Raw genomic sequence first — 24,077 nt, forward strand, 5'->3', positions numbered from 1 at the left:
GAAGGTTGGGAGGAGGTGGCCGCCACTGGCCTGGCTTCCACAGGCTGGGACAGCCACACTTCACAGCAACGGGGTATGACCCGGTGTCGCCTTCAACCCCAGTCCCTACCCCCCTACAGCCCCAGGGCCGCATCCAGCGCGACCTCGATCATCCCGTTGAAGGTGGTCTGGCGTTCCTCGGCGGTCGTTTCCTCGCGGGTGACGAGGTGGTCGGAGACGGTAAGGATGGTCAGGGCCTTGACGCCGTGCTTGGCGGCGAGGGTGTAGAGCCCGGCAGCCTCCATCTCGACGGCGAGGACGCCGTAGGCTGCCCAGAGTTTGTACTGGTCGAAATCGTCGTGGTAGAAGGTGTCGCTCGACATGATGTTGCCGACGTGGGTGGTAAAGCCGCGTTCCTGCGCGATCTGGTGGGCGCGCAGCAGCAGGCCGAAGTCGGCAATGGGGGCGAAGTTTTTGGCCCCGAAGCGGATGTTGTTGATGTTGGAGTCGGTGCAGGCGGCCTGGGCCAGTACGAGGTCGCGCACATGCACGTCCGGCTGGTACGAGCCGCAGGTGCCCACCCGAATCAGGTTCTGGCAGCCGTAGTCCTGGATCAGTTCGGACACATAGATCATTGAGGAGGCGATGCCCATGCCGGTGCCCTGCACGCTGACGCGCTGCCCCTTGTAGGTGCCGGTGTAGCCCAGCATCCCGCGCACAGAATTGTGCTGCACGGGATGCTCGAAAAAGGTCTCGGCGATGTGCCGGGCGCGCAGGGGGTCGCCGGGCAGCAGGACAGTCTCGGCGATCTGGCCGGGTTCGGCATTCAGGTGGACACTCACGCGGGACAGGCTAGCAGGCGGGCGCGAACGCTGTCCCGCCATAGGGATACGCCGAGATGAAGGCGAATTCAACGGCCAGCCCCGATTTTTGCTCACGCTTCTCAGTAAGGGTGGGGCAGGAGGTCTCACCATGAATGAGGACGCTGTTAGAGAGGCCATCACCCGCGGGTACGCCGACCTGGAGGTGATCGAGTCGTCGGGCAACTTCTTTTTCCAGGTCCGGTCTGGACAGGAGGCTGGCCCTGACCGCTGGCTGCCCTTCGCCACCCTGGTCACGAACGACCTGTATGACCAGGCCTCCCGGCTTGACCGGCCCTCGGTCTTTCGGCTCAACGTCGGGGTGAGTCCGGAAACCTACCGCTCGCTGTTCGGGGCAGTGCCCCGCGGCAACGGGGCGTCCGTCATAGACACCGGGCACGACTACACGGCGCTGGACCGGCTCATGCCGCACCCCCTGTACGCGCCGATGGCCTGGGTGTGTGTGCTCAACCCCAGTGAGGCGACGTTTCAGGCGCTCCAGCCCCTGCTGAACGAGGCCTATACGCGGGCGACCCGTCGTGAGGCCACACGGGCGGAGCGCCGGGATAGGTAGGGTCCGGCAGTCATCCGGCCACCCAGTCCCCCGCCACCCACGCCGCGTGCGGCATCCCCGAGGCGAGGATTCCCCGCTGCACCTCCCCCACGCTGTAGGGGACGGCGCGGAAGATTACCTGCCAGCCTCCGCTCGTCTGATCGAGGAGCAGGTACTCGGCGCGGGCGAGGTTGACGTACTTTCCGTTCCGGCGTTCGAAGGGCAGGCCCACGCTGCCGGGATTGAGGAGGGTCCAGCCGTCCAGCGTTCGGAGCAGCGGCTTGTGGGTATGACCGCCCACCCAGGCCCCCTGCTGTCCGTGCGCGGCCCGTAAGTCCTCCAGTCGGTCCTCTGGTGTTCGCGCTCCCAGTTCCTCGTCATCCCGCGCCGGGCTGCCGTGGAAGCACAGGAGGTCGGGGAGGCTGACGGTCGGCGCGTAGGTTCGCAGCACGTCCCGGTCCACGTTCGTCAGTTGCGTGCGGCTCCAGTTGCCGATCTCCCACAACTCCCGCTCGTCGGGAAGGCCGCGTGGGGTGAAGGGGCCGGGCGCTTCCAGCATCTCCCAGTCCGCATTGCCCCGCACGACCGGACAGCCCAGCGCCGCCACCTCCGCCACGCACTCGCGCGGCCAGACGCCGTCCATCGCCACGTCGCCCAGGCACACGAACGCCTCCGCCCCCTGAGCCCGCATGTCCACGAGGGCCGCCCGCAGCGCCGGAAGGTTGCCGTGGATATCGCCGAACACCGCGATTCGCATGCCTCACTGTAGAGGTGGGCCCGGGTATCAGGCAGGATGGGGCATGACGGACCTGCCCGGCTCGGCCTTCCCGACGACCCGTGAGACGGCCCGGACGGAGCCCGTCATCACGCGGGTCAGCACGCTGGAACTGTTTCTCGACCTCGTGTTCGTCTTCACGGTCACGCAGCTCACCAGCCTGATCGTGGGGGCGCGGAACGGGGCGGATTACCTGAAGGCCGCCCTCGTGTTCATGACGATCTGGTGGATCTACAGCGGGTACGTGTGGCTCACGAGCAACGTGGGCACCGAGCGCACGAAGCACCGCCTGCTGATGTTCGCGGGGATGGCGGGCTTTCTGGTGATGGCGCTCGCCATTCCGACCGTGTTTGGTGCGGGTGGCGTGGCCTATGGGGTGGGGTTACTCGTCGTGACGCTGGTTCACGCTGGGCTCTTCACCCAGGCGCGGACGGGGAGCGCGCGGGCCATCCTCGGCATCGCCCCCTTCAACCTGGTCTCGGCCGGGCTAGTGCTGCTCGCCGGGTTCGTGAACCCGCCGTGGGACTGGCCCTTGTGGGTGGCGGCGGTCGGGGTGGTCGTGTCCAGCTCCTTTTTCGGGCGCGAGCGGGGCTTCACGCTCAGCCCGGCGCATTTCGTGGAGCGGCACGGGCTGGTGGTCCTGATCGCGCTGGGGGAGAGCATCGTCGCCATCGGCACGGGGGCACGTGGATTGCCGCCGAATGCCACGCTGGTCACGGCGGCGGCACTCGGGCTGGCCCTCGCCGGGGCGCTGTGGTGGACCTACTTCGACCGCGACGACCAGCGGGCCGAGCGCCGGATAGACGCGCTGCCGGACAGAGACCGGGCGAGGCTCGCGCTCGCCGGGTTCGGCTACGGGCACTACCTGATGCTCGCGGGCATCATCGTGCTCGCGGCGGGCATCAAGGGCGTGGTCGCGCACCCGGTGGGACACGCGACTCCACACGATGCCTGGTGCCTGGGAGGCGGCCTCGCCCTGTACCTGGCCGGGGATGTGCTGTTCCGGCGGTTGATGGGGCTGGGTCCGGGGCGCCTGCGCCTTCTCGCGGCGGTGGGGGCGCTGCTGACGGTGCCCGTCGCCCTTGTCGCCGGGGGCCTGGTGCAACTGGGCGGGTGCGTCGCGCTGCTTGTCGTCCTGCTCCTGGTGGAGGCGGGGCGCCGGGCGCAGACCGTTAAGCCCGGCCGGGGTTGACTTCGAGTGTACTCGAAGGCGTACGGTGCCCCTGTGCCCGATGCCTTCCCTCTGCCGATTCAAGAGGCCGCCGCGCTCCTGGGCGTCAGCACCCACACCCTCCGCTACTACGAGCGCGAGGGCCTGCTGACAGTGCCCCGCGCGGCGGGCGGAGAGCGGCGGTACACCGAGCGGGAACTGGAGATGCTGCGTTTCCTGCTGCGCCTGCGCGGCACCGGCATGGGCATGGCGGGACTGCGCGAGTACGTGGCCCTCGTCCGGCAGGGGGACGGCACCGTCGCCGCGCGCCGGGAACTGCTCGTCCGGCATGAACAGGCCGTCGTTGCCCGGCTGGAGGCCCTTCGGGCGGACCTGAACGCCATTCGCCACAAGATCGAGAAGTACGACCGGCAGCATTCCCCCGTGCTGCACAAGGAGACCGCATGACCACCACTTCCCTCCCCACCCGGCACCTGCGCGACCTCGCCGTCTCCGCCCTCGGCCTGGGCTGCATGGGCATGAGCGAGTTCTACGGCGGGGCGGACGACGCCGAGAATTTGCGAACGCTCGACCGCGCCCTCGAACTTGGAGTCACCTTCTACGACACCGCCGACATGTACGGCGTCGGGCGCAACGAGGAACTGCTGGGCCGCTGGCTGGTGGGCAAGCGGGACCGGGTGGTCCTCGCCACGAAGTTCGGGAACGTGCGCGGCCCGAACGGCGAGCGGCTGGGGATTAATGGCCGCCCCGAGTACGTGAGGTCGGCGTGCGAGGCCAGCCTGCGGCGGCTCGGGGTGGACCACATCGACCTGTACTACCAGCACCGGGTGGACCTCAACACGCCCATCGAGGAGACGGTCGGCGCCATGAGCGAACTCGTGCAGGAGGGGAAAGTCCGCTTCCTGGGGCTGTCGGAAGCCTCCGCCGAGACGCTGCGCCGCGCGAACACCATGCATCCCATCACCGCCCTGCAAACGGAATACAGCCTCTGGACGCGCGATCCCGAACAGGGCATCCTGCAAGTCTGCCGGGAACTCGGCGTGGGCTTCGTACCGTACAGCCCCCTGGGTCGCGGTTTCCTGACCGGGCAGATCAAGAGCCCTGAGGACTTCGCCCCGGACGACTTCCGCCGCCACAGCCCGCGCTTTCAGGGCGAGAACTTCCAGAAAAACCTCGATCTCGTGCGCGAGGTGGAGCGCCTGGCCGCCGAGAAGGGCTGCACGCCCTCGCAACTCGCGCTCGCCTGGGTGCTGGCGCAGGGAGAGGACCTCGTGCCCATCCCCGGCACCAAGCGGGTGAAGTACCTGGAGGAGAACCTGGGAGCGCTGGACGTGACCCTGACGCCGGAAGACCTCGCGCGGATTGACGCCGCCTTCCCGGTGGGTGCGGCGAGCGGGGAGCGCTACCCGGATATGAGCAGCGTGAACCGCTGAGCCCCTCCCTACACGCTCACCAACCCGAGCTGAATCCCCCGTGCCACCGCCCCTGCCCGGCTCTGCACCCCGAGCTTGGAATACACGGCCTGCACGTGGAACTTGATGGTGCTCTCGGTCACGCCGAGTTCCCGGGCGGCCCGCTTGTTGCTCAACCCCTCGGCGAGCAGGGCCAGCACGTCGCGCTCGCGGGGGGTGAGGGTTACGTCGCCGGTGGGAAGGGCGTTCTCCGTGTCCTCCCCGGCCTGACTTACCGGAACCGGGATGAGCGCGGGAGGTAGCACCGCCAGGCCCGCCGCCGCACCCAGCACCCCGGCGAGGAGTTCGGCGGGCGTGGCGTCGAGCGGGAGGGACGCCCAGCCGCCCGGCGCGAGTTCGGCCAGCACCCCGGCCCAGGTGGGCGAGCCGACCGCGACCACCCCCATCCCCTCCGGCCACATGTCCGCCAGGGCGTCCGGGTCGTCCAGCCAGCCATCGTCGAGGACAAGAACCTCGCCCCCCTCGGCCACCACGGGCAAACCCGACGCGAGGAGCAGGGCGCCCAGGCCCGCTCCCAGCAGCGGTGACCGGGCGCTGACCTGCACGCTGGGGAGCGAGGAGGCCGTCATGCCCGATGCTACCCGCCTTGCAGCCGGAACTGGGGCGGGTGAGTCCTGCCCACCGCCCCGCTCCGGCCTCCCGGTGGTGTTCAGCGGGTCCCCACCGTCACGGTGAGGTCGAGTTCCTGCCCGCCGCGCAGCACGCGCAGGCTCAGCATCTCCCCGGCCCGTTCGCGCACGCGCTCCAGCAGCTCGCCCGGGTGGCGGATGCTCTCGCCGTCGAGCGCGAGCAGCACGTCCCCGACGAGCATTCCGGCCTGTGCGGCGGGACTGCCCTCCTCGACCTGCACGACGGCCAGGCCGACGCGGCCACCGTCCCGCGCCCATCGTCCGTAACGGCCCCGGCGTGACCCACGCTCCGGCTCGGTGCCCTCGTTCGCCGGATTGGGGAAGCGCACGGGCTGCGTCGCCACGCCCAGGAAACCGCGCGGCACGCGGCCCTGGGCGGCCAGCGTCTCCGCCACCTTCAGGGCACGTGAGGCGGGCACGGCGAGCAGGGTGCCCCGGCTGACCCCTGCGTTCAGCACGCCGACCAGACCGCCCCGGGCGTCCACCAGCGCCCCGCCCGACACGCCCCGGAAGGGCGCCGCCCCCGCCTCCATCCACCCGCGCAGCGGCCCCCGCTCCGGCACACCCTCGCGCTCCATCAGGCCCAGGCCCACCCGCACGCCGTGGTTCGGGCGCCCCACCGCGAGGAGCAGTTCGCCCACCCGTGCCCCCACGCTGGGGCTCAGCGGCGGCACGCTCAGGCCCTTCACCCGCACAAGCGCGAGGTCCGTCACCGGGTCGCGGCCCGCCACCGTGCCGGGCAATTCGCGGCCGTCGGGGGTCCGCACCGTCACCTCGTCTCCGTGCAGGACGTGGGCGGCCGTCAGCACCTGTCCGTCGGCGACCACCGTGCCGCTCACCGGACGGCCCGCCTGCACCGTCACCACGCTCTGTCCTGCCGTTCGCACGGCGTCCGCCATTCCTGCCGAAAGGTCTTGAAAGGTTGTCATGGCCCCAGGGTGCGCCGCGGGCACCGAAAAGACGCCAGGCGAACGGAGGGGGACGTCCCCCTGACCGAACGGGGGGGAAAGGGGTTAGCCGGGTCGGTCCAGCCCGTACCGCACCACCTCCACCACCCTGCCCCGGTACACTTCCGGCTCGCCGCGCCCGACCTCGCGGAACCCCAGGCGGCGCATCAGGGCGTGAGAGCGGAGGTTGGGCGCGTGGACCTCGGCGGTCAGGGTGCCCAGTCCGAGGGGGCCGAAGGCGTGGGCCAGCAGCAGCCCTCCCGCCGCCGTGCCGATTCCCCGGCCCCACAGCGTCCGCTCCCCGATCTCGATGCCGAACTCGCCGCAGGTCCGGGTCAGGCCCGCCAGGTCCACATAGCCCACCAGCCGCCCCTCCCACTCGACGCCCAGCCGCAGGAAGTTCGGTCCCAAACTTGCCGCGACGCGCTGCCAGTGTTCGCGCACCTTGCGCGGGGCGAGCCCCACCGTCCACCCTGCCGCGAGGCAGAACTCGGGGTCGGCGGCCCAGCGCACGGCCGCCTCCTCGTCGCCCCGGCGCAGCGGGCGCAGGGTTACCCGTCCCATAACCCCGCCAGAAGCTCCGCCGCCGTGCCCGCCCGCCCGCGCCAGACCCCCTCGCCCGCCCAGAGGCTCAGGAACTCGGGGCGGTGCGCTCTGACGGCGGCTGACCGCAACTCGCGGGTCAGCGCGTTTTGCAACGGGTAGGGGAGGGGCCGCTGCACCTGTGCCGTCACCCGGTTGGCCAGGCCGCGGGCCATCCGGCCACTGAAGGCCCAGGTGAGCGTCGTTTGCCCCGGCCCCGCCGAGGCGAGCGCCCCACGGTAGGGTGCGGAGGTGCCCGCCTCGGCTGCCCGCAGAAAGGCCGTGCCGCACTGGGCGAGGCTGGCCCCGGCCTCCAGCGCGGCACGGACATCCGCCGCGTCCATCAGGCCGCCCGCCGCGATCACCGGGAGGTCCACCGCCGACGCAACCGCCCGGATGAGCGCCAGCGTGTCGGCCAGTTCGTCGTGTAGCCAGCCGCCCCGGTGCCCGCCCGCCGCGCCCCCTTGGACGACCACGGCGTCCACCCCGTCCAGCGCGAGGAGCCGGGCCTCCTCCACACCCGTCGCGGTGCCGATCACCAGTGTTCCCAGGCTCCGCAGGACGCCGATTTCCCTGATCCCTAGCCGTCCGAAGGCAAAGGAGAACACGGCGGGCCTGAGCTCCAGCACTGCCCGGAACTGCGCGCCGAAGTCCTCGCGCACTTGCCCGGGCAGTGTGGGCGGGGGCAGTCCCAGCTCCGAGTGGAGCGGCGCGAGTTCGGCCATTGCCGCCTCCACCTCCGCGTTCGTGACCTCTGGCAACGGTTCGGGGATGAACAGGTTGACCCCGAAGGGCCGGGTCGTGAGCGCCCGCACCGCCGCCCCCGCCTCCGTAATCTGACCGGGTGTCAGGTACGCCGCGCCCAGGCTGCCCAGGCCGCGCGCCTCGCTCACAGCCGCCGCGAGTTCCGGCGTCGAAGGTCCCCCCGCCATCGGGGCCTGAACCACCGGTGCCCGCAGGCCGAGCCGCTCCATCAGCGCGTTCATCCCGGAAGTGTACGGGAGTAGACCCCCCGGCCCCGACCTCAGCGCGTGGCGCGGTCGGCGCTCACCAGGCCACCGCCGAAAGCCTGCTTCTGCCCGATCTTCTCGGCCGTCGCCTTCAGGTGGGCGCGCAGCCGTGCGGCGTTCCAGTTCGGGTGCAGCGCCTTGACCAGGGCCGCGACCCCCGCCACGTGCGGGGCGGCCATGCTCGTGCCCGACAGGTAGACGTAGCCGGCGCTGCCGTCCTCGTGGATCATGCTGGAGAGGATCATGTAACGGTAGTGGTCGTCGGGAAGTTGGTAGGCGTTGCCGCTGGGCCCGTCGCACCAGCTCAGGTTGTTGTCCGGGTTGGTGCCGCAGTCGCCCCCCGGCGCGGCGAGGTCGGTGCTGGGACCCCAGTTGGAGTAGTAGGCGAGAACGTCCTGCCCCTTCGGCCACAGGGTGCCCTGCCCGTCGCCCTCCAGGTGGGTGGTGCCGGTCGCCGAGACCGACATCACGGCCGGGAGGTCGGAGGGCAGGTGCGCCAGCTTTCCCCTGGAACTCTCGGCGCTGTTGCCCGCCGCCGCCACGATCAACGCGCCTTTCCGTGCCGCGTAGTTCGTCACCCGGCTCCAGGCGTGCCACATGGCGTTGTGCTCCTTGTTCGAGCGGTCGAGCGTACTCGTCATGCTCATGTTGATGACCGCTGCGCCCCGGTCCACGGCGTCCAGGATCGCCGCGAAGACCGGCCCGTCGAACGCGCCGAGCTGGTCCTGTCCGTCCGCCGAGCGGTAGCGGTCGAAGACCTTATAGGCCGCGATCCTCACCCCCGGCGCCACTCCCGTGATGCCCTCCCCGTCCGCCCGGCCCCCGAGAATGCCCGCCACGTGGGTCCCGTGCCCCTCGTAGGTCGGGGTCGCCCCCTTGGTGCAGGCGTCGGCGGAGGGACCGCCGGGCGCGCCCGGGTCGAGGTAGGTGCGGTAGACCGGGTAGCCGCTCGCGCCACTCGGCCCGCCCGTCTCCCGGCAGTAGTTCGTGCCCACATTGAGGGCGAGGCGACCGCGCAGCTCGGGGTGGTCGTCCATCACGCCGGTATCGAGCACGGCCACAAGCACATCCTTTTGCCGCGCGCCTGCCCGGGCCGCGCCCACCCCGGCCCCGATGCGCCGCATGTCCCACTGCTGCCCCGAGAGGTCGTCGCTGCTCCTCGTCCCGGTGGACGTGACCTCCTGCACGGCGGGCAGGCTGAGGTGGCCCTCCGGCCCGACGGCCAGCACCTCGGCGTCGGCGGCCATGCGGCGCCCGAAGGCCGCGTCCCCGGTCGCGGTCAGCACGCCCACCCCGCTCAGGTTGCGGCCCAGCCGCCCCCCGGCCCGGGCCACCCGCCCGGCCGCGTCGGCGGGTCCTCCCTCGGTCTTGAACACCACGATGTACCGTTCGCGCCGGGCCGCCTGCGCCTGAAGGTCGGCGGAGGGGCCGGAGGCGGCGGGAGGTTGATCCCCCGTTGAAAGTTGGCCGCAGGCCAGAAGAGATGACGAAATCATGATGACGGCGAGCGACTTTTTGAGCATCCGGTTCTCCCACCCGCGCAAGTGCACAGCGAGCTGACCGCAGGGTAACTTTGGGGCTGTGATGCATCTGTGTGGGGTTGATGGGTGTGGACTGGCCGCATGTGAGAGGATTCAGGGCGGCCGATCGGCGGTGTCCTTTCTCTCGTGACTTCCACCTTTCCCCGCGCTTGGACGGCCTTTCGCCGCGCGGCTTACCAGGCTGGACCCCCACCCCGGCGCCAGTTCCTTCCCCGCGAGTTCCTGGAGGCGCTGCTCGTGGGGGCGGCCGCCCGGCTCCCGCTGCTCGACGCTCCCCGGCTGGACTGGGTGGACGCCGAGCGGGTGCATGACCCCGCCTACCTCGCCCGCTGGCGCCGGGGGGAGGTGACGCGGGCGGAGGAACGCGCCCTGGGTTTTCCCTGGAATCCGGCCGTGGTGGAGCGGGGCCTGCTCTCCAGCGGGGCGACGCTGGCGGCCACCCGCGACGCCCTCGCTCATGGCCTGGGCATCAACCTGGGCGGCGGCACCCACCATGCCTACCGCGACCGGGCCGAAGGATTCTCCTTCCTGAACGACGTGGTCATCAGCACGCGCTGGCTGCTCGACCAGGGCCACGCCCGTCGCGTCCTGATTCTCGACCTCGACGTGCATCAGGGGAACGGCACCGCGGCCCTGCTTCAGGACGAGGCACGGGTCTTCACCGTCAGCGTCCACGGCGCGAACAACTATCCCTTTCAGAAGGAACGGAGCGGTCTGGACCTCGCCCTGCCCGACGGCACGGGGGACGAGGTGTATCTCGCCGAGTTGGATGAAGTAATTGCTCCCGCTGTTGCCGACTTTCGGCCCGATTTCGCCTTTTACCTGGCGGGGGCGGATGTGCTGGAGGGGGATCAACTCGGGCGGCTGGCGCTGACGCCGGAAGGGGTTCGGTTGCGGGACGACCGGGTGTTTCGCTGGGCGGCCCGGGCGGGGACGCCGCTCGTGACGGTTATGGCTGGGGGATACAACCGGGACCCGCAGAAGCTGATCGAGACGCGGCTGGGGACGTTGGATGCGGCGCTGGCGGCTTTTGGGTGAGGAGTGGGAGGAGGCCGGGGCAGGAGGTCTTGCTGCGGGTTACCCCCACCCCCCAGAGAGGGCAAGGGGCGCGGCGCTGCGCTAGGCAAGGGGCTCGGCCCATCTCGCCTGTGGTCGCCTTCCTCCACGCGCAATGTTTGATCTTGCTGGGTTCTCAGCCGCGTGCCCACCGTCTCGCTGCGTGAGCAAGGCGGTGCGAGACCGAGCCATGTGTGGGAATCGGTCGTCAACCATTGACGGTTTTAGGAAGCAGGAGCTTTGGCGCTCTTCCACCTCCCTCCTTGGGGAGGTGGGGACTTGTAGAGCGGCTTGCAGAGGGGGTTGGTAAACAGCGCTTGCTCATCTCTCTTTCCACCCACGCGCCCAGAACGCCCCGCCCCCTCCTCTGCGCTATCATGACCGGATGACGCACCTCCTCCCGCCCCCGTAGCGCGAGTCGCAGGTGCCGCGTTTTGCTCTTTCATCAACCCATCGGGCCGCCGCTCCGGCCCGCGCAGGAGTTCCCATGACCACCCCCACCGCTTCACTTGAACACGAGATCGCCCGCAGGCGGACCTTCGCCATCATCTCCCACCCGGACGCCGGGAAAACGACCATTACCGAGAAGCTGCTGCTGTATGGAGGCGCCATTCAGGAGGCGGGCTCCGTTACTGCCAAAGAAGGCCGCTCGCACACCAAGTCCGACTGGATGAGCATCGAGCAGCAGCGCGGCATCTCCATCTCGTCCTCGGCGCTCACGTTCGAGTACGCCGGGCGGCACATCAACCTGCTCGACACCCCGGGCCACCAGGACTTCTCGGAGGACACCTACCGGACGCTGACCGCCGCCGACTCCGCCCTGATGGTTCTGGACGCGGCGCGCGGCGTCCAGTCGCAGACGGAGAAGCTGTTCGCGGTGTGCCGCAACCGGGGGATTCCGATCCTCACCTTCGTGAACAAGATGGACCGCCCGGCGCAGGACCCCTTCGAGCTGCTCGCCCAGGTCGAGGGCACGCTCAAGATCACTGCCGTGCCGCTGACCTGGCCCATCGGCGACGGCCCGGATTTCAAGGGCGTGTACGACCTGGGGACCGGGCAGGTCCTCGCCTTTGAGCGCACTTCGGGGGGCAAGCACCGGGCGCCCGTGCAGACGGCGGGGTTGGACGATCCCCGGCTCGTGGACCTCGTCGGCCCCGACCTTGCCGCCAAGCTGCGGGAGGACGTGGAACTCATCCAGGGCGCGATGCCGGAGTTCGAGCCGGAGGCTTTCCTGAACGGCGAACTCACGCCCGTCTTCTTCGGTTCGGCGATGAACAATTTCGGGGTCGAGCACTTCCTGGGCCACTTCGTGGACCTCGCGCCGCCGCCCGGCCCAGTGGAGACGAACGTGGGCGAGCGTGACCCGAATGCGCCGTTCGCGGGCTTCGTCTTCAAGCTCCAGGCCAACATGAGCAAGCAGCACCGCGACCGGACCGCCTTCATGCGGGTGATGAGCGGGCACTTCGAGCGGGGTATGGACGTGACGCACACGCGCACCGGGCGCAAGCTGCGGCTCTCGCAGGCCCACACCCTCTTCGCCCAGGACCGCGAGAAGGTCGAGGAGGCGTACCCCGGTGACATCGTCGGCCTCGTCAACCCCGGCGTCTTCCAGATCGGCGACGTGGTGAGTGTAGACCCCAAGGTAATGCTGCCGAGCTTCCCCCGCTTCACCCCGGAAACCTTCGCCACCCTCTCCCTCAAGGACGTGGGCAAGCGCAAGGCGTTCATGAAGGGCCTGACGCAGCTCGCTGAGGAGGGCGTGGTGCAGGTCTTCTATCCCACGGATGGGGCGCGTGACCCCTACCTGGGCGCGGTCGGTCCCCTCCAGTTCGAGGTGTTCCAGGCCCGCCTCGCCGAGGAGTACGGGGTGGAGGTGGAGATGCACGTGACCTCCTACCAACTCGTCCGCTGGCTGGCGGGCGACCCGGGCAGCGTGGCCCGTTTTGCGCGGCACGTGGAGGACGACCAGGGCCGTCCGGTCATGCTCTTCCGCTCCAGGTACGATCTCGACTACACCGCCGAGCAGCACCCCGAGATCGAGTTCCTGCCGCTGCCGCGTGACCTCACCCGGGTGTGACCGGATGCGGCTGGAGCGCGTCCCCCCCACCTTCTTTTCCATGCCCGCCGTCAGCGCGGCGTTGAACCTGAGCCCCAAGGCGGTCGGTGATCTGGAACTCACCCGCACCCGCTTCGGGTTCAAGGGGCAGTCGCAGGTCAAGGAGGACGGGCGCATCTACCGCCAGAACTTCCTGCTGAACGAGGCGGGCATCTTTACCGGCGGCGAGTGTGGTTGCGGGCGCAAGGGGTGCCCGCACCTCGCCCGGGTGCTGCTGAGCCCGGCGCTGGAGAGGGCGCTGGAGCAGGCGGAGGGGGAGACGGTGGAGGCGGCTCCGGCAGAAGTTCCAACCTCCCCGGAGGAGGACGCCCCCCTGCCCCCGCTGGCGAGCCCGCTGCGCGCCTGGTTGAGTGGGGCGGCTGACCTGGGAGGCTCGGCGGCCCGTCGGGAGGAGGAGCGGGAGACGCTGCGCTTCGACCTCAGCGTGACGGTGAGACCCCGTTCGGGCCGCGAGGTCCTCGCCTTGCGGGTGCGCCGAGCCGCCGAGCGCCGGGGCGAACTGCGGGGAGGCCCCACCTTCCCCCTGCCGCACACCCTGCGCTGGGCGGGGGGGCTGGCCGACCCCAAGGTCCTGCCCCGCTATGCCCGCCCCGACCGCGACCTGCTCCACCTCCTCGCGCTGGGGGCCGAGAGCGGCGTGCAGGGGGGCGAGGAGACGTGGTTCCTGGGCACCCACCCCCTCACTGACACGCTACTGGCCCGTCTGCTGGACACTGGGCGGCTGTACTGGGTGGGTGGGCGCGAGCCGCTGCGGCCCGGCCCTGGGCGCCAGGTCAGCTATGACTGGGAGATGGACGCGAGCGGGGTACAGCGGCCCGCCGTCACGCTGCCGGAAGGGGTGCGGGTCCTCCCGGTCTCGCCCCGCTGGTACGTGGAGGAGAAGGGGGGAGTGCTGGGCCGCGTCACCTCGGCGCTGCCCCCGGCGCTGGAGCACGCTTTTCTGGGGGTGCCCCCGGTGCCCCCCGCCCAGGCGGCCAGCTTCGCGCGGGCGCTGCGGCAGACCTTCCCCGACCTGGGGGACGCGCTGCCCACGCCCAGGCCCGTCCGCACGGTCCGCACGCCCCTGGAGTACCAGCCCGTTCTGACCCTGCGCGAGGAGGCCGTGGAGGTGAGCCGCGCCCAGGGCTGGCGGCGGACGACTGCGGTGGAGCGGCTGGGCGTCGCCCACCTCACCCACCTCTACGACGGCCTGCCGCTGGAGACAGGGCGCCAGCACTACGAGGACGGCGTCCTGCACCTCGCCTCCCGCGACCCGGCCGCCGAGAAAAGGGCCAGTGGGCAGGTCACCCGCACCGGCCTCAGGCGTCTCCAGACCCTGCAACCCCGCGGCGACCACATCCGGCACCCCGAGGCGAACGCACTGTACGCCTTTCCGCAGGAGGGCGACTGGCAACGCTTCCTGACCGAGGAGATCCCGAGGCTGGAGGCCAGGGGATTCCGGGTGGAGGTGGACCCCTCCTTCCCCTACCGCTTTGCCTCCATCGAGGATTGGTACGGCGAGGCCGAGGAGGAGGGCGGCTGGTTCACCCTCGAACTCGGGGTGGTCGTGGACGGTGAGCGCCACAGCCTGATCCCCATCCTCGTCTCGCTGATCGCCGAGCACCCGGACCTCTTCACGCCCGAGGCCCTGGCCGCGCTGGGGGACGAGGACATCATCAGCGCGCGGCTTCCCGATGGCCGCCGGTTGCCGCTCCCCGCCGGACGGGTGCGGGCGATCCTCAGCGTGCTCGTCGAGCTGCATCTGCGCGACCTGCCCGAAGGCCCATTGAAACTGCCCCTCCTCGACGCCGCCCGCCTGGCGATGCTCGACGAGGCGTTGCACGCGCGCTGGCTGGGGGCCGAACGACTCCTTGAACTCGGGCGCCGCTTGCGGAACTTCGCGGGCGTGAGGGAGGTTCCGCCGCCCACGGGGCTGAACGCCGACCTGCGCCCCTACCAGCGACAGGGCCTGAACTGGCTGCAGTTTCTGCGCGAGTACGACCTCGGGGGGATTCTGGCGGACGATATGGGGCTGGGGAAAACGCTCCAAACTCTCGCCCACCTCCAGATCGAGAAGGAGGCGGGCCGCGCCGACCGACCCAGCCTCGTCATCGCGCCGACGAGCGTGCTGGGCAACTGGCGGGCGGAGGCGGGCCGCTTCACGCCGGGCCTGAAGGTGCTCACTCTGCACGGCCCGGGGCGCAAGGCCGACTTCGGGCGCATCCCCGACCACGACCTCGTTCTCTCCACCTACCCGCTGCTGCCACGTGATATCGACCTTCTGCGTGAACACGAGTTCCACCTCCTCGTGCTCGACGAGGCGCAGAACATCAAGAACCCCAGGAGTGCCGCTGCCAAGGCCGCCGGGGCACTGAAGGCCCGGCACCGCCTGACCCTCACGGGCACGCCGCTGGAAAACCACCTCGGCGAGCTGTGGTCGCAGTTCAACTTCCTGACGCCGGGGCTGCTACACGATGAGAAGACCTTCCGGGAGCTGTACCGCGTGCCCGTCGAGAAACAGGGGGACCGCGTCCGGCAGGCCGCCCTCGCTGCCCGGGTCAAGCCCTTTATCCTGCGCCGCGAGAAGCGTGACGTGGCGCACGAGCTGCCGCCCAAGACCGAGATCCCGGTGCGCGTGACCCTAGACGGCGACCAGCGCGACCTCTACGAGACGGTGCGCGTGACCATGCTGGAGCGGGTGCGCGAGGAGCTGGACGCCCGGGGCCTGGCCCGCTCCACCGTCGCCATCCTCGACGCGCTGCTCAAGCTGCGGCAGGCCGTGACCGATCCCCGGCTGGTGAAACTCGACACCGCCCGGGGGGTGAAGGGCAATGCCAAGCTCGACTGGCTGACGGGGAACCTCCCCCAGATGGTCGAGGAGGGCCGCCGGGTCCTGATCTTCTCCCAGTTCGCCACCCTGCTGGGATTTCTGGAGGACACGCTGGTGGGCCTCGGGATCGGGTACGCCAAGCTGACGGGGCAGACGAAGAACCGGGCGGCGCAGATCGAGCGGTTCCAGGGGGGCGAGGTGCCCGTCTTCCTGGTCAGCCTCAAGGCGGGGGGCGTGGGTCTGAACCTCACCGCCGCCGATACGGTGATCCACCTCGACCCCTGGTGGAACCCCGCCGCTGAGGCGCAGGCGACCGACCGCGCCTACCGCATCGGGCAGGACAAACCCGTCTTCGTCTACCGGTTGATCGCGGCGGGCAGCGTGGAGGAGCGGATTCTCGACCTCCAGAACCGGAAGGCGGCGCTGGCAAAGGGCGTGCTGGACGGCGGCCTGACGAGCGCGACGCAACTGACGACGGGGGACCTGGAACGCCTGTTCGCCCCGCTGGAGGAGGACGAGCCGGAGCCCGTGCCCGGCTGACCTTGCACCCCCGTAACCCTTCCGTCAGAGGGGCTGGGGCATGCTGCCCGCGTGCGTTTTCTGCGTCCTCTCCTCCTCGCTGCGCTGCTCGGCGGTGCACAGGCGGCCCCGGCCCCCGCTCCGGCGGGCTACGTCCTCTCCGGCGTCCCCCTCGTCCACCAGACCTACAACGCCTGCGGCCCGGCGAGCCTCACGCAGGTGCTGGGGTATTTCGGGATCAACGTTCCCCTGGCCGACGTGAGCCGCCTGACCCGCCCCACCGAGCGGTCCTACATGACGGCCCAGGCCATCGTGGACTTCGCCCCGAAGGTCGGGATGGAGGCCCGGCTGTTCCGCGGCGGCTCGCTCCAGACCGTACGCGCGGCGATTCGCGCCCGGTTGCCGCTGATCGCCCTGCAATCGCACATCACTGAGACGAAGGTTATTCCCCACTGGCGGGTCGTGACGGGGTACGACGACGCCCGGGAGCAGGTCTACCTGATGGACCCCCTGCTGGGCTACGTCCTGATGAGCTACGCCGACTTCACCCGCGTCTGGGCCGACCATCAGGGGGAGTTCGCGGTGATGTACCCGCCGGAGTGGAGGGGAACAGTGCGGAAGGTGATCGGGTAGGCGGCCCTCAGCGGGGCCACTTCAGCGCCAGCAGGGCCTCCACCGTCTCCCCGCCGTTCTGCCCGGCGCTATCCACTATCGCCCACCCGGCCTCGCGGTAGGCCTCCGGCGACATCTGCGAGTGCAGGCCGTCGATGAGGGAAACCAGCGTGCGGGTGTCGTAGGACTTGTTCGTGCGCGCGCTGTTGCGGTCCTGCGCTACGGCCAACCCCGGCGCGAGTAGCACCGGGCGCACGTCCAACCCGGCCCAATGGGGGGCGAACAGTTCCAGATCGGTCGCCCACAGCACGTCGTCCACCGCCACCGTGAAGCCCGCGTCCGCGTACAGACGGGCCACCTGCGCGGCGGCGGTGCGGGCCAGCGCGAACTGCCGCACGGCCTCGGGTGGGTGGTCCAGCCGGGGCGGCGCGTGCCCCGACACCACGAAGTCGCGCAGGTCGTCCACCGGCAGATGCAGCCCCAGCGGAAAACGGCGCAGCAGGGCGCGGGCGGTCGTGCTTTTGCCCGCCCCGGGCAGGCCCGACAGCACCCAGACAGTTCTGTGGGAGTCGCCCATCAGCCGAGGAACTGCCCCCCCTCCTGCATCACCTCCCCGTCTAGGCTCAGGCGCCCGTTCCCGCGAAGATCGGTGATGAGGTCCCAGTGAATCGCACTTGTGTTCACCCCGCCCGTCTCCGGGTAGGAGCGGCCCAGGGCGAGGTGAACGGTCCCGCCTATCTTCTCGTCGAAGAGGATGTTTCCGGTCGGTGTCTGGATGCCGTAGTTCGTGCCGATGCCGAGTTCCCCCAGCCGCCGCGCGCCGGGGTCGGTAGCGAGAGCCGCGCGCAGCACATCCTCGCCCTCCTCGGCGCTCGCCTCCACGACCTCGCCTGCACGGAAGACGAGGCGGGCGCCGCGCACGACCCGCCCGCCGTATTCCGCCGGAACGGTAAAGGTCACCACGCCCTCGGCGCTGTCCTCAATCGGTCCGGTGAACACTTCTCCGCTGGGCATGTTGCGCTTGCCGTCGCTGTTCGCCCAGCTTCTGCCAGCCACACGCAGGGTAAGGTCGGTGCCGGGCGCCTCGATCCGTACCCTGTTCGCCTGGGTCAGCCGCTCGATCAGCCGGGCCTGCATCTCGCGTACCTCACCCCAGGCGGCCACTGGATCGGGGCGGTCGAGGAACATCGCCCGCATCACGAAGGTGCCGAATTCGGCCTCGGTCATCCCGGCCTGCCCGGCGGCGTGCGCGGTCGGGTAGAGGGTCAGGCTCCACTTCTTGCGGCTGCGAATCGCGGCGATCGGGGCACGGGCGGCCGTGAGGCGGGCGCGGCGCGAGGCGTCCCCCTCGGCTCCCGGCTCCGGCGTCAGAATCCGCAGGCTGCCGTCAAGCGCTTCCGCGTCCGCCAGGTCGGCAGGGTGGGCCTGGTCGAGCACCGCGTCGGCGGCGAGGTCGGCGAGGTCGTCATCCTGGCCGGGGTACTCCAGACGCACCACCGGGCGGGCGCCGCGCGACAGCAGGGCGCGGGTCACCTCGCGCACCAGGGGGGTGGCCGCCGTGCCGCCCGCGACGAGCAGCCGCTCGCCTTCCCCCGCACTGAGGCAGTAGTCGGCGAGCAGGGCGGCGTGGGGGAGGGGATCGTAGATCACGGGGAGGCCGGAGTCAGTGGTCTGCACGCCTCCGAGCCTACAGGGTGCCCAGCCGTTATCCTGCCCCGACATGACGGCCCCGTCCCTTTCCCCCAGACTCGACCCCCTGAACACCGCCGTGCTGACCATCACCTGCCCGGACCGGGGCGGCATCGTGGCGGCCGTGTCGCAGTTTCTGCACAACCACGGGGCCAACATCATCCACTCCGACCAGCACTCCACCGATCCCTCGGGCGGCACCTTTTTCATGCGGATGGAGTTTCACCTGGAGGGGTTGGACCTTGCCCGCGAGCCCTTCGAGCGCGCCTTCGCCAACGTCGTCGCCGCCCCCTTCGGCATGGACTGGCGGCTGAACTACACCACCGAGCCCAAGCGGATGGCGATTCTGGTCAGCAAGTACGACCACTGCTTCCTCGATCTGCTGTGGCGCAAGCGGCGGGGTGAGCTGAATGTGGAGATTCCCCTGGTCCTCAGCAACCACGAGGACCTGCGGCGCGACGCGGAGATGTTCGGTATCCCCTTCCACGTCGTCCCCGTCACGAAGGAGAACAAAGCGGAGGCCGAGGCCGAGCAGGTCCGGCTGATGGGGGAGGCGGGGGCCGATTTCGCCGTCCTCGCGCGGTACATGCAGATCCTCAGCGGGGACTTCTTGACGGGTTTCGGGCGGCCCGTCATCAACATCCACCACTCGTTCCTGCCCGCCTTCGTGGGGGCCAACCCCTACCGGGCGGCCTTCCAGCGCGGCGTGAAGCTGATCGGCGCCACCAGTCACTACGTCACCGAGGAACTCGACGCCGGGCCGATCATCGCGCAGGACGTGATTCCCGTGACGCACCGCGAGACACCGGAAACGCTGATGCGCCTGGGCCGCGACGTGGAGCGGCAGGTGCTCGCCCGCGCCGTGAAGGCCCACGTGGAGGACCGCGTTCTGGTCCACGGGAACAAGACGGTGGTGTTCTAGGAAATATTGTGTGGGCTGGATGGCAGAGGCCGCAGTACGCCGTTTCCCGCATGTACCCTGCCCGGAGCCCCCATTACACTCCGGTCCGAGGTGATGTCTGTGACGAACTTCAGACGACATAACGAACGACTTGCAGGAAAGTGGCTCCGGCCCAACCTGTACGCCGGGGGTCGTCACGAGCAGGGCGAATGCCTCCCAACCCTCGATTCCCTGAATCCACGAAGTCGCTGACGGCGTAGCCAGCCCCACCCGGCCTGCCTCAGCACGGGCCGGTTTTTTATGGTGGTGGTCGTCCAAAGGTAGGACGCCGCGCTGTGGCCGCGGAAATCCAGGGTTCGAGTCCCGGCCGTCACCCCAAATATTCTGGGGGCAGTTGCTTCGGGCCGAAGATCGACGGTTACCCTTTTACCCAAGGCTAAACACCCGTCGGTCACCCCTTGCCCGGAGCTCCACGGCTCCGTCGTTCAGTGGCATAGGACACCCGGTTGTCTCCCGGAAGATGAGGGCAGGGTTCCCTTCGGGGTCGCCAGTTGGTGCGGGGGCTGGAGGTTCAGGGTTACCTGTACGAGAGGAACGCACCCTGGGCCACCCCCTTGTCCCACTCCTCTGAATCGGTAGCGAGAGCGCCGGTCCGCGAAGCTGGAGGTCGCTTCCCTCGATTCCTGCCCGATTCGCCAAGCTCCTTCGGGCCGAAAGCCCAGGGTTATCTCACCAGCCAAGGCGCAGGAGCGTCCCGAAGGGGACGATGAGGGTTCGACTCCCTCCACCCGAGGTGGCGCCGATCCTGAGCAGCCCTTGCCCGTAGGTCCCCTCTTTTCCCACGTTGGACCGACCGTTCACGGTTCTCTTTTCCTGGTTGAACTGTCCCGCATTCGGGGCAGGGGGTTCGACTCCCCACGGCCGCAAAGCCACTCCGTGAACTCCCCTTGCCCACCCATCCCCTCCTGCCATCGTCCAGCGGTCAGGACCCCCGGCTTTCAACTGGGAAACGCCGGTTCGATTCCGGCTGGCAGGACCGACGCAGGTTTCGTCCAACAGCAAGACGCCGGTGTGCCACGCCGGAGATGAGGGTGCGAGTCCTTCAACCTGCTCCAACGCTTCGGTATCCCAATCGGCAGAGGAATTGCGTCGAGAGCGCGAGCAGTGCGGGTTCGAGTCCCGCCCGGAGCATCACGCGCCCGTATCCCAATCTGGCAGAGGAACGCGGTTCAGAGCCGCGACAGTGCGAGTTCGAGTCTTGCCGGGCGCATTCAACACGTGGGGCGGTAGCTCAGCGGCAGAGCAGGAAAAACATCCTCGGCACCCTTGCCCGCCGGGCCGAAGCCAGAGGGTTATCGACTCCTCATCGCCAGGTCGCCGGTTCGAATCCGGCCCGCCCCACCACCGCCGCTTCTCGCGGCAGCACGCGACCTGGGAACGGTGGCGGAGTGGTCAAACGCAAATGCCGCCGCTTGTCGGCGATCCCTCGGCGCCACCTCGCCTCCCGGGCCGACTGTTCGAGGGTTCTCGGATCATTCCTCGCAAGAGTTGGTGGGTTCGAATCCCACCCGTTCCCCTCCCTATGGGGGTGGTTTGCCCACCTGGCGGGCAGCAACCCTTCGGCACCCTTGCCCCCCGGGGCCGACACGCGAAGGTTCTCAGGTTCGACTCCTCGCCACCCCCCACTTCCGGCTGTTCGCGGCTCAGACCGCTCGGCAATCTCGCCCCGCAAAGGAGGGCAAGGCGCATGAAGAACTACCTCAAGGCGATTTCAACGAAGCACGCCACCCAGCGCGAGCGCCTCCCCGGGCGGCGCGATCAGGTCCGCAACCACGCGGGCGGCTTCGTGTTCGAGGTGAGCGAGGAGACCCGTTTCCTGCGCTTCCTGATCCTCGGCACCGAAGGCGGCACGTTCTACGCGGACGAGCGGGCGCAGACGAAGTTGGAGACGGAATTCGTTCAGCTTTTCGCCGTCGTGCACGGCTTGCGCGCCGTGGAGCTGATCGTGGACGTGGCGGAGCGGAACCGCGCCCCCAAGCCGGGCCCCTCGCTGCTCGCGCTCGCGGCGGTTGCCAAGCTGGGCGATCTGGAGGCCCGCAAGGCCGCCTGGAACGCACTGCCCCGGGTGGCGCGCACGGGCACGCACCTCTTCCACTTCCTCGCCTTCGTGCAGGAGTTCGGGGGCTGGGGTCGCCTGACCCGCGAGGGTGTGGCGAACCTGTACCTGAACGCCCCGGTGGAGCGGCTGGCACTGTGGGCCGTGAAATACAAGGCCCGCGACGGCTGGACCCACGCCGACGCCCTGCGCCTCGCGCACCCCAAGACGGAGGACGTGCGCCGCAACGCGGTCTTCAAGTTCATGGTGGACGGCGTGATGGGCGAAGGTGAGGCGACCGACGAGGCGCTGCGCCTGATCCGGGGTCACCTGCTGGCCCTGAGGGCGACGACCGACACGGACGCCGCGGCCCTGATGCGCGAGTACCGCCTGCCCATCGAGGCCGTGCCCACCCATGTGCGCGGCGCGGAGGTCTACCGCACGGCGCTGGAGACGAACGGCCTGACCTGGACCCTGCGCAACCTCGGCAACCTCGCCCGGGTCGGCCTGCTCGTGCCCGGCCAGTGGGACGTGATCTCGCGGGTCGTGGAGCGGGTGACGAATGGGGAGGGGCTGCGGAAGGGCCGCATCCACCCCGTCGACGTGCTCAAGGCCCTGCTGGTCTACCGCACGGGTCGCGGCGTGCGGGGCAGCGGCGAGTGGAAGGTCGTCCCGCAGGTCGTGGACGCGCTCGACCGGGCGTTCGCGCTCGCCTTCGGGGCGGTGGAGCCCGCGAACAAGCGCTTCGTGCTGGGCCTCGACGTGTCGGGCTCGATGGACGCGGGGCTGGTGGCGGGTGTGCCCGGTCTGACCCCGCGCCTGGGTACGGCGGCGATGAGCCTGGTGACGGCGCGCACCGAGCCGCGGTACACGGCCCTGGCGTTCTCGGCGGGCTCGGGGGGCTACGGCGGGCAGTGGGGCGGGGGCGAGCCCGGCCTGACGCCCCTGACCTTCTCGGCCCGCACCCGGCTCGACGACGCGGTGGACACCATGCGCCGTGTGCCGATGGGCGGTACCGACTGCGCCCTGCCGATGCTCTGGGCGGCGCGCAACAAGGTCGAGGCCGACGTGTTCGTGGTCTACACGGACAACGAAACGTGGGCGGGCCAAGTCCAGCCGGTCGTCGCGCTGCGCGAGTACCGCGAGAAGATGGGCATTCCCGCGCGCCTGATCGTGGTCGGCATGACCGCCACGCGCTTCACCATCGCCGACCCCACCGACGCGGGCATGCTCGACCTCGTGGGCTTCGACACGGCGGCCCCGCAGGTTATGACGGAGTTCGCGGCGGGCCGGTTCTGAGGAAGAACAGTTTGGGGAGCGGGGCGCCGGGGAGGACCTGGCGCCCCGCTTGCTGTTTTGCCTTTGTCAAGGTAGAGGAGAAGAGCGTGTAGAGCGATAAAAACTCCTCCCTCTTGAGGGGGGAGGTTGGGACTCGTAGGGCTGCTTGCAGGGGGGTGGGCGGGTATGGCGTCCCAGGGCCAGCCCGAATGTCCATGCTCTCTTGTGGCAACAGCCGTTCGGGCCGGTCACACGCTCCCTCACCCCAACCTCCTCCTGTGAGGGGAGAGGGAGTAACAGAGCGTCACTCCGCCGCCGAAAGTCGAAATCTACTCCTCCAACACCATAAATCGCAGGTCGAGATCGGGCAGCAACCGCACGAACTGATGCAGCAACTCCAGTGCCCCCTCCAGGTCGCGTTCGTCCAGCACCTCGACCGGGCTATGGGTGTAGCGGTTGGCAACGGACACGGCGCCCGCCGGAATCCCCTTGCCCGTGTGCTGCAACGCCCCGGCGTCCGTGCCGATGCCCCGCAGGAGTTCGTGTTGAACGTCGATTCCTCCCTCCTGCGCGGCGGCGAGCAGACCGCGGCGCACGGCGGGGTGCGACAGCGTCGAGAAGTCCATCACCTTGATCGTGGGGCCCTGTCCCAGCCGCAGATGCCCGCCATTCACTTCCGGCGTGTCGTCGGCGGCCGTCATGTCGAGCGCGAGGGCCACGTCCGCCTCATGGGCGCGGGCAACGGCCGTGGCGCCCCGCAGACCTACCTCCTCCTGCACAGTGAAGGCGACGATCAGGGTGACAGGGGGCGGCTCGTCGCGGTAGCGCTCCAGCAGGGCGAGCAGAACGGCGCACCCGGCCCGGTCGTCCAGCGCGTGCCCGGTGTAGCGCCCGCTGTCCCGCCCCAGCTCCGCGAGGTCGCCGACGAAGCCCACCGGGTCCCCGACGCGCACGCCCATGCCCGCGGCCTCGTCCGCGCTGCGCGCCCCAATGTCCACGTACAGCTCCGGGTACGGCACGACCCGCCCGCGGTCGGCGTCGGTCAGGAGGTGGGCGCTTTTCGTGCCGATCACACCCAGCAGCCGGTCCTTCTCCGTGCGGACCCACACGCGCTGGGCGGGCAGGATGCGGTCGTCCGTCCCGCCGACCTTTTCCAGCCGCAGGAAACCGCCTGGCCCGATCTGCCGCACCCGGAACCCCACCTCGTCCAAGTGGGCGGCGAGGATCAGGCGCCGGGCGTCCTCTGTCGCCTGACGAACGGCGATCACGTTGCCGAAAGCGTCCACCTCCACCCGGTCGGCCAGCCCGGAGGCGGCGCGGAACACGGCGCGCACGATGTCCTCCTCGGAGCCGCTGGGGCCGGTGAGGCCGACGAGGTGGCGCAGGTGGGCGATGACGGCGTTCTCGGCAGCTGACATGGGGACAGGATAGGGGGTGCCGACCCGCGCAACGGGGTTGTGATGGCCCCATGCTACGTTTCAGG

Annotated in this window: 20 protein-coding genes and 8 tRNA genes; 18 read left to right on the forward strand and 10 right to left on the reverse strand. The window is 69.9% G+C overall.

Annotated features, from left to right (window positions below; translation table 11 throughout):
* Positions 1 to 113: 113 nt before the first annotated feature.
* Positions 114 to 821: a purine-nucleoside phosphorylase gene (gene deoD, locus F784_RS0112395; protein ID WP_019587052.1), complete on the reverse strand. Its 708-nt coding sequence runs from the start codon at positions 819 to 821 to the stop codon at positions 114 to 116.
* Between the two features lie 130 nt (positions 822 to 951).
* Between deoD and F784_RS0112400 the strand changes: the two genes are divergently transcribed.
* Positions 952 to 1,413, forward strand: a complete 462-nt coding sequence (locus F784_RS0112400) for a DUF6194 family protein (protein ID WP_019587053.1) — start codon at positions 952 to 954, stop codon at positions 1,411 to 1,413.
* A 10-nt stretch (positions 1,414 to 1,423) separates the two neighbouring features.
* On the opposite strand, the gene F784_RS0112405 is transcribed toward F784_RS0112400, so the two are convergent.
* Positions 1,424 to 2,149: a metallophosphoesterase family protein gene (locus F784_RS0112405; protein ID WP_019587054.1), complete on the reverse strand. Its 726-nt coding sequence runs from the start codon at positions 2,147 to 2,149 to the stop codon at positions 1,424 to 1,426.
* A gap of 43 nt (positions 2,150 to 2,192) precedes the next feature.
* Here F784_RS0112405 and F784_RS0112410 point away from each other — a divergent pair, with 43 nt between their 5' ends.
* The 3 genes from F784_RS0112410 to F784_RS0112420 are packed head-to-tail and all read left to right on the forward strand — an operon-like array spanning position 2,193 to position 4,771.
* A complete protein-coding gene (locus F784_RS0112410; protein ID WP_019587055.1) occupies positions 2,193 to 3,359 on the forward strand; it encodes a low temperature requirement protein A in 1,167 nt (388 codons plus the stop codon).
* A 33-nt stretch (positions 3,360 to 3,392) separates the two neighbouring features.
* Entirely contained in the window at positions 3,393 to 3,785 is a 393-nt protein-coding gene (locus F784_RS0112415) for a MerR family transcriptional regulator (protein WP_026332444.1), read from the forward strand.
* On the forward strand, positions 3,782 to 4,771 hold the full coding sequence (locus F784_RS0112420; RefSeq protein WP_019587057.1) for an aldo/keto reductase: 990 nt from the start codon (positions 3,782 to 3,784) through the stop codon (positions 4,769 to 4,771). Before F784_RS0112415 ends, F784_RS0112420 begins: the two co-directional genes overlap by 4 nt.
* Before the next feature lie 8 nt (positions 4,772 to 4,779).
* Here F784_RS0112420 and F784_RS0112425 read toward each other — a convergent pair whose 3' ends face one another.
* From F784_RS0112425 to F784_RS0112445, 5 genes are all read right to left on the reverse strand, one after another.
* On the reverse strand, positions 4,780 to 5,379 hold the full coding sequence (locus tag F784_RS0112425; protein ID WP_019587058.1) for a helix-turn-helix transcriptional regulator: 600 nt from the start codon (positions 5,377 to 5,379) through the stop codon (positions 4,780 to 4,782).
* 80 nt (positions 5,380 to 5,459) lie between these two features.
* The gene (locus F784_RS0112430) at positions 5,460 to 6,368 is read right to left on the reverse strand and encodes a S1C family serine protease (RefSeq protein ID WP_040383101.1); all 909 of its coding nucleotides are present in this window, start codon (positions 6,366 to 6,368) and stop codon (positions 5,460 to 5,462) included.
* Positions 6,369 to 6,452: 84 nt separating this feature from the next.
* The gene (locus F784_RS0112435) at positions 6,453 to 6,950 is read right to left on the reverse strand and encodes a GNAT family N-acetyltransferase (RefSeq protein WP_019587060.1); all 498 of its coding nucleotides are present in this window, start codon (positions 6,948 to 6,950) and stop codon (positions 6,453 to 6,455) included.
* Positions 6,938 to 7,954, reverse strand: coding sequence for an NAD(P)H-dependent flavin oxidoreductase (locus F784_RS0112440; RefSeq protein ID WP_019587061.1), 1,017 nt, complete (start codon positions 7,952 to 7,954; stop codon positions 6,938 to 6,940). The genes F784_RS0112435 and F784_RS0112440 overlap by 13 nt, the downstream gene beginning before the upstream one ends.
* Positions 7,955 to 7,992: 38 nt before the next feature.
* Positions 7,993 to 9,501, reverse strand: a complete 1,509-nt coding sequence (locus F784_RS0112445; protein WP_019587062.1) for a S8 family peptidase — start codon at positions 9,499 to 9,501, stop codon at positions 7,993 to 7,995.
* Positions 9,502 to 9,645: 144 nt separating this feature from the next.
* Here F784_RS0112445 and F784_RS0112450 point away from each other — a divergent pair, with 144 nt between their 5' ends.
* From F784_RS0112450 to F784_RS0112465, 4 genes are all read left to right on the forward strand, one after another.
* Complete coding sequence (locus F784_RS0112450) at positions 9,646 to 10,557, forward strand: histone deacetylase family protein (protein WP_019587063.1); 912 nt, start codon at positions 9,646 to 9,648, stop codon at positions 10,555 to 10,557.
* A gap of 505 nt (positions 10,558 to 11,062) precedes the next feature.
* Positions 11,063 to 12,652 carry a peptide chain release factor 3 gene (locus tag F784_RS0112455; protein ID WP_019587064.1) on the forward strand — a complete coding sequence of 530 codons (1,590 nt, stop codon included), beginning with the start codon at positions 11,063 to 11,065 and terminating at the stop codon, positions 12,650 to 12,652.
* Between the two features lie 4 nt (positions 12,653 to 12,656).
* Positions 12,657 to 16,040: a DEAD/DEAH box helicase gene (locus F784_RS0112460; protein WP_019587065.1), complete on the forward strand. Its 3,384-nt coding sequence runs from the start codon at positions 12,657 to 12,659 to the stop codon at positions 16,038 to 16,040.
* A gap of 51 nt (positions 16,041 to 16,091) precedes the next feature.
* Positions 16,092 to 16,652: a C39 family peptidase gene (locus F784_RS0112465; protein ID WP_019587066.1), complete on the forward strand. Its 561-nt coding sequence runs from the start codon at positions 16,092 to 16,094 to the stop codon at positions 16,650 to 16,652.
* 7 nt (positions 16,653 to 16,659) lie between these two features.
* Here the strand turns inward: F784_RS0112465 and F784_RS0112470 are convergent, their stop codons facing one another.
* Positions 16,660 to 17,208: an AAA family ATPase gene (locus tag F784_RS0112470; RefSeq protein WP_019587067.1), complete on the reverse strand. Its 549-nt coding sequence runs from the start codon at positions 17,206 to 17,208 to the stop codon at positions 16,660 to 16,662.
* Positions 17,208 to 18,308 carry an aminopeptidase gene (locus F784_RS0112475; protein ID WP_019587068.1) on the reverse strand — a complete coding sequence of 367 codons (1,101 nt, stop codon included), beginning with the start codon at positions 18,306 to 18,308 and terminating at the stop codon, positions 17,208 to 17,210. The genes F784_RS0112470 and F784_RS0112475 overlap by 1 nt, the downstream gene beginning before the upstream one ends.
* A 43-nt stretch (positions 18,309 to 18,351) precedes the next feature.
* Here F784_RS0112475 and purU point away from each other — a divergent pair, with 43 nt between their 5' ends.
* The 10 genes from purU to rsr all read left to right on the forward strand — a co-directional run bounded on the left by purU (position 18,352) and on the right by rsr (position 22,615).
* Positions 18,352 to 19,242, forward strand: a complete 891-nt coding sequence (gene purU / locus F784_RS0112480; RefSeq protein ID WP_019587069.1) for a formyltetrahydrofolate deformylase — start codon at positions 18,352 to 18,354, stop codon at positions 19,240 to 19,242.
* Positions 19,243 to 19,524: 282 nt separating this feature from the next.
* A tRNA-His gene (locus F784_RS0112485) sits at positions 19,525 to 19,599 on the forward strand.
* A 96-nt stretch (positions 19,600 to 19,695) separates the two neighbouring features.
* Positions 19,696 to 19,771, forward strand: a tRNA-Asp gene (locus F784_RS26225).
* A gap of 414 nt (positions 19,772 to 20,185) precedes the next feature.
* Positions 20,186 to 20,257 (forward strand) — tRNA-Glu (locus tag F784_RS0112490).
* 5 nt (positions 20,258 to 20,262) lie between these two features.
* Positions 20,263 to 20,336, forward strand: a tRNA-Gly gene (locus F784_RS0112495).
* Positions 20,337 to 20,338: 2 nt separating this feature from the next.
* A tRNA-Leu gene (locus F784_RS26230) sits at positions 20,339 to 20,412 on the forward strand.
* Positions 20,413 to 20,416: 4 nt separating this feature from the next.
* Positions 20,417 to 20,491 (forward strand) — tRNA-Leu (locus F784_RS0112500).
* 10 nt (positions 20,492 to 20,501) lie between these two features.
* Positions 20,502 to 20,625 (forward strand) — tRNA-OTHER (locus tag F784_RS26235).
* A 30-nt stretch (positions 20,626 to 20,655) separates the two neighbouring features.
* Positions 20,656 to 20,797, forward strand: a tRNA-OTHER gene (locus tag F784_RS26240).
* 171 nt (positions 20,798 to 20,968) lie between these two features.
* A complete protein-coding gene (rsr, locus tag F784_RS0112505; protein ID WP_019587070.1) occupies positions 20,969 to 22,615 on the forward strand; it encodes an RNA-binding protein Rsr in 1,647 nt (548 codons plus the stop codon).
* A 308-nt stretch (positions 22,616 to 22,923) separates the two neighbouring features.
* On the opposite strand, the gene F784_RS0112510 is transcribed toward rsr, so the two are convergent.
* Positions 22,924 to 24,012: a M42 family metallopeptidase gene (locus F784_RS0112510; RefSeq protein WP_019587071.1), complete on the reverse strand. Its 1,089-nt coding sequence runs from the start codon at positions 24,010 to 24,012 to the stop codon at positions 22,924 to 22,926.
* Positions 24,013 to 24,077 lie beyond the last annotated feature (65 nt).

It is taken from the genome of Deinococcus apachensis DSM 19763 (assembly GCF_000381345.1).
Lineage (GTDB): Bacteria > Deinococcota > Deinococci > Deinococcales > Deinococcaceae > Deinococcus > Deinococcus apachensis.

Excerpts from the sequence above, each read along its gene's own strand:
- F784_RS0112400 (WP_019587053.1), top strand. The coding sequence starts at position 952 with ATGAATGAGGACGCTGTTAGAGAGGCCATCACCCGCGGGTACGCCGAC.
- F784_RS0112405 (WP_019587054.1), bottom strand. The coding sequence starts at position 2,149 with ATGCGAATCGCGGTGTTCGGCGATATCCACGGCAACCTTCCGGCGCTG.
- F784_RS0112410 (WP_019587055.1), top strand. The coding sequence starts at position 2,193 with ATGACGGACCTGCCCGGCTCGGCCTTCCCGACGACCCGTGAGACGGCC.
- F784_RS0112420 (WP_019587057.1), top strand. The coding sequence starts at position 3,782 with ATGACCACCACTTCCCTCCCCACCCGGCACCTGCGCGACCTCGCCGTC.
- F784_RS0112425 (WP_019587058.1), bottom strand. The coding sequence starts at position 5,379 with ATGACGGCCTCCTCGCTCCCCAGCGTGCAGGTCAGCGCCCGGTCACCG.
- F784_RS0112430 (WP_040383101.1), bottom strand. The coding sequence starts at position 6,368 with ATGACAACCTTTCAAGACCTTTCGGCAGGAATGGCGGACGCCGTGCGA.
- F784_RS0112435 (WP_019587060.1), bottom strand. The coding sequence starts at position 6,950 with ATGGGACGGGTAACCCTGCGCCCGCTGCGCCGGGGCGACGAGGAGGCG.
- F784_RS0112440 (WP_019587061.1), bottom strand. The coding sequence starts at position 7,954 with ATGAACGCGCTGATGGAGCGGCTCGGCCTGCGGGCACCGGTGGTTCAG.
- F784_RS0112445 (WP_019587062.1), bottom strand. The coding sequence starts at position 9,501 with ATGCTCAAAAAGTCGCTCGCCGTCATCATGATTTCGTCATCTCTTCTG.
- F784_RS0112455 (WP_019587064.1), top strand. The coding sequence starts at position 11,063 with ATGACCACCCCCACCGCTTCACTTGAACACGAGATCGCCCGCAGGCGG.
- F784_RS0112460 (WP_019587065.1), top strand. The coding sequence starts at position 12,657 with ATGCGGCTGGAGCGCGTCCCCCCCACCTTCTTTTCCATGCCCGCCGTC.
- F784_RS0112470 (WP_019587067.1), bottom strand. The coding sequence starts at position 17,208 with ATGGGCGACTCCCACAGAACTGTCTGGGTGCTGTCGGGCCTGCCCGGG.
- purU (WP_019587069.1), top strand. The coding sequence starts at position 18,352 with ATGACGGCCCCGTCCCTTTCCCCCAGACTCGACCCCCTGAACACCGCC.
- rsr (WP_019587070.1), top strand. The coding sequence starts at position 20,969 with ATGAAGAACTACCTCAAGGCGATTTCAACGAAGCACGCCACCCAGCGC.
- F784_RS0112510 (WP_019587071.1), bottom strand. The coding sequence starts at position 24,012 with ATGTCAGCTGCCGAGAACGCCGTCATCGCCCACCTGCGCCACCTCGTC.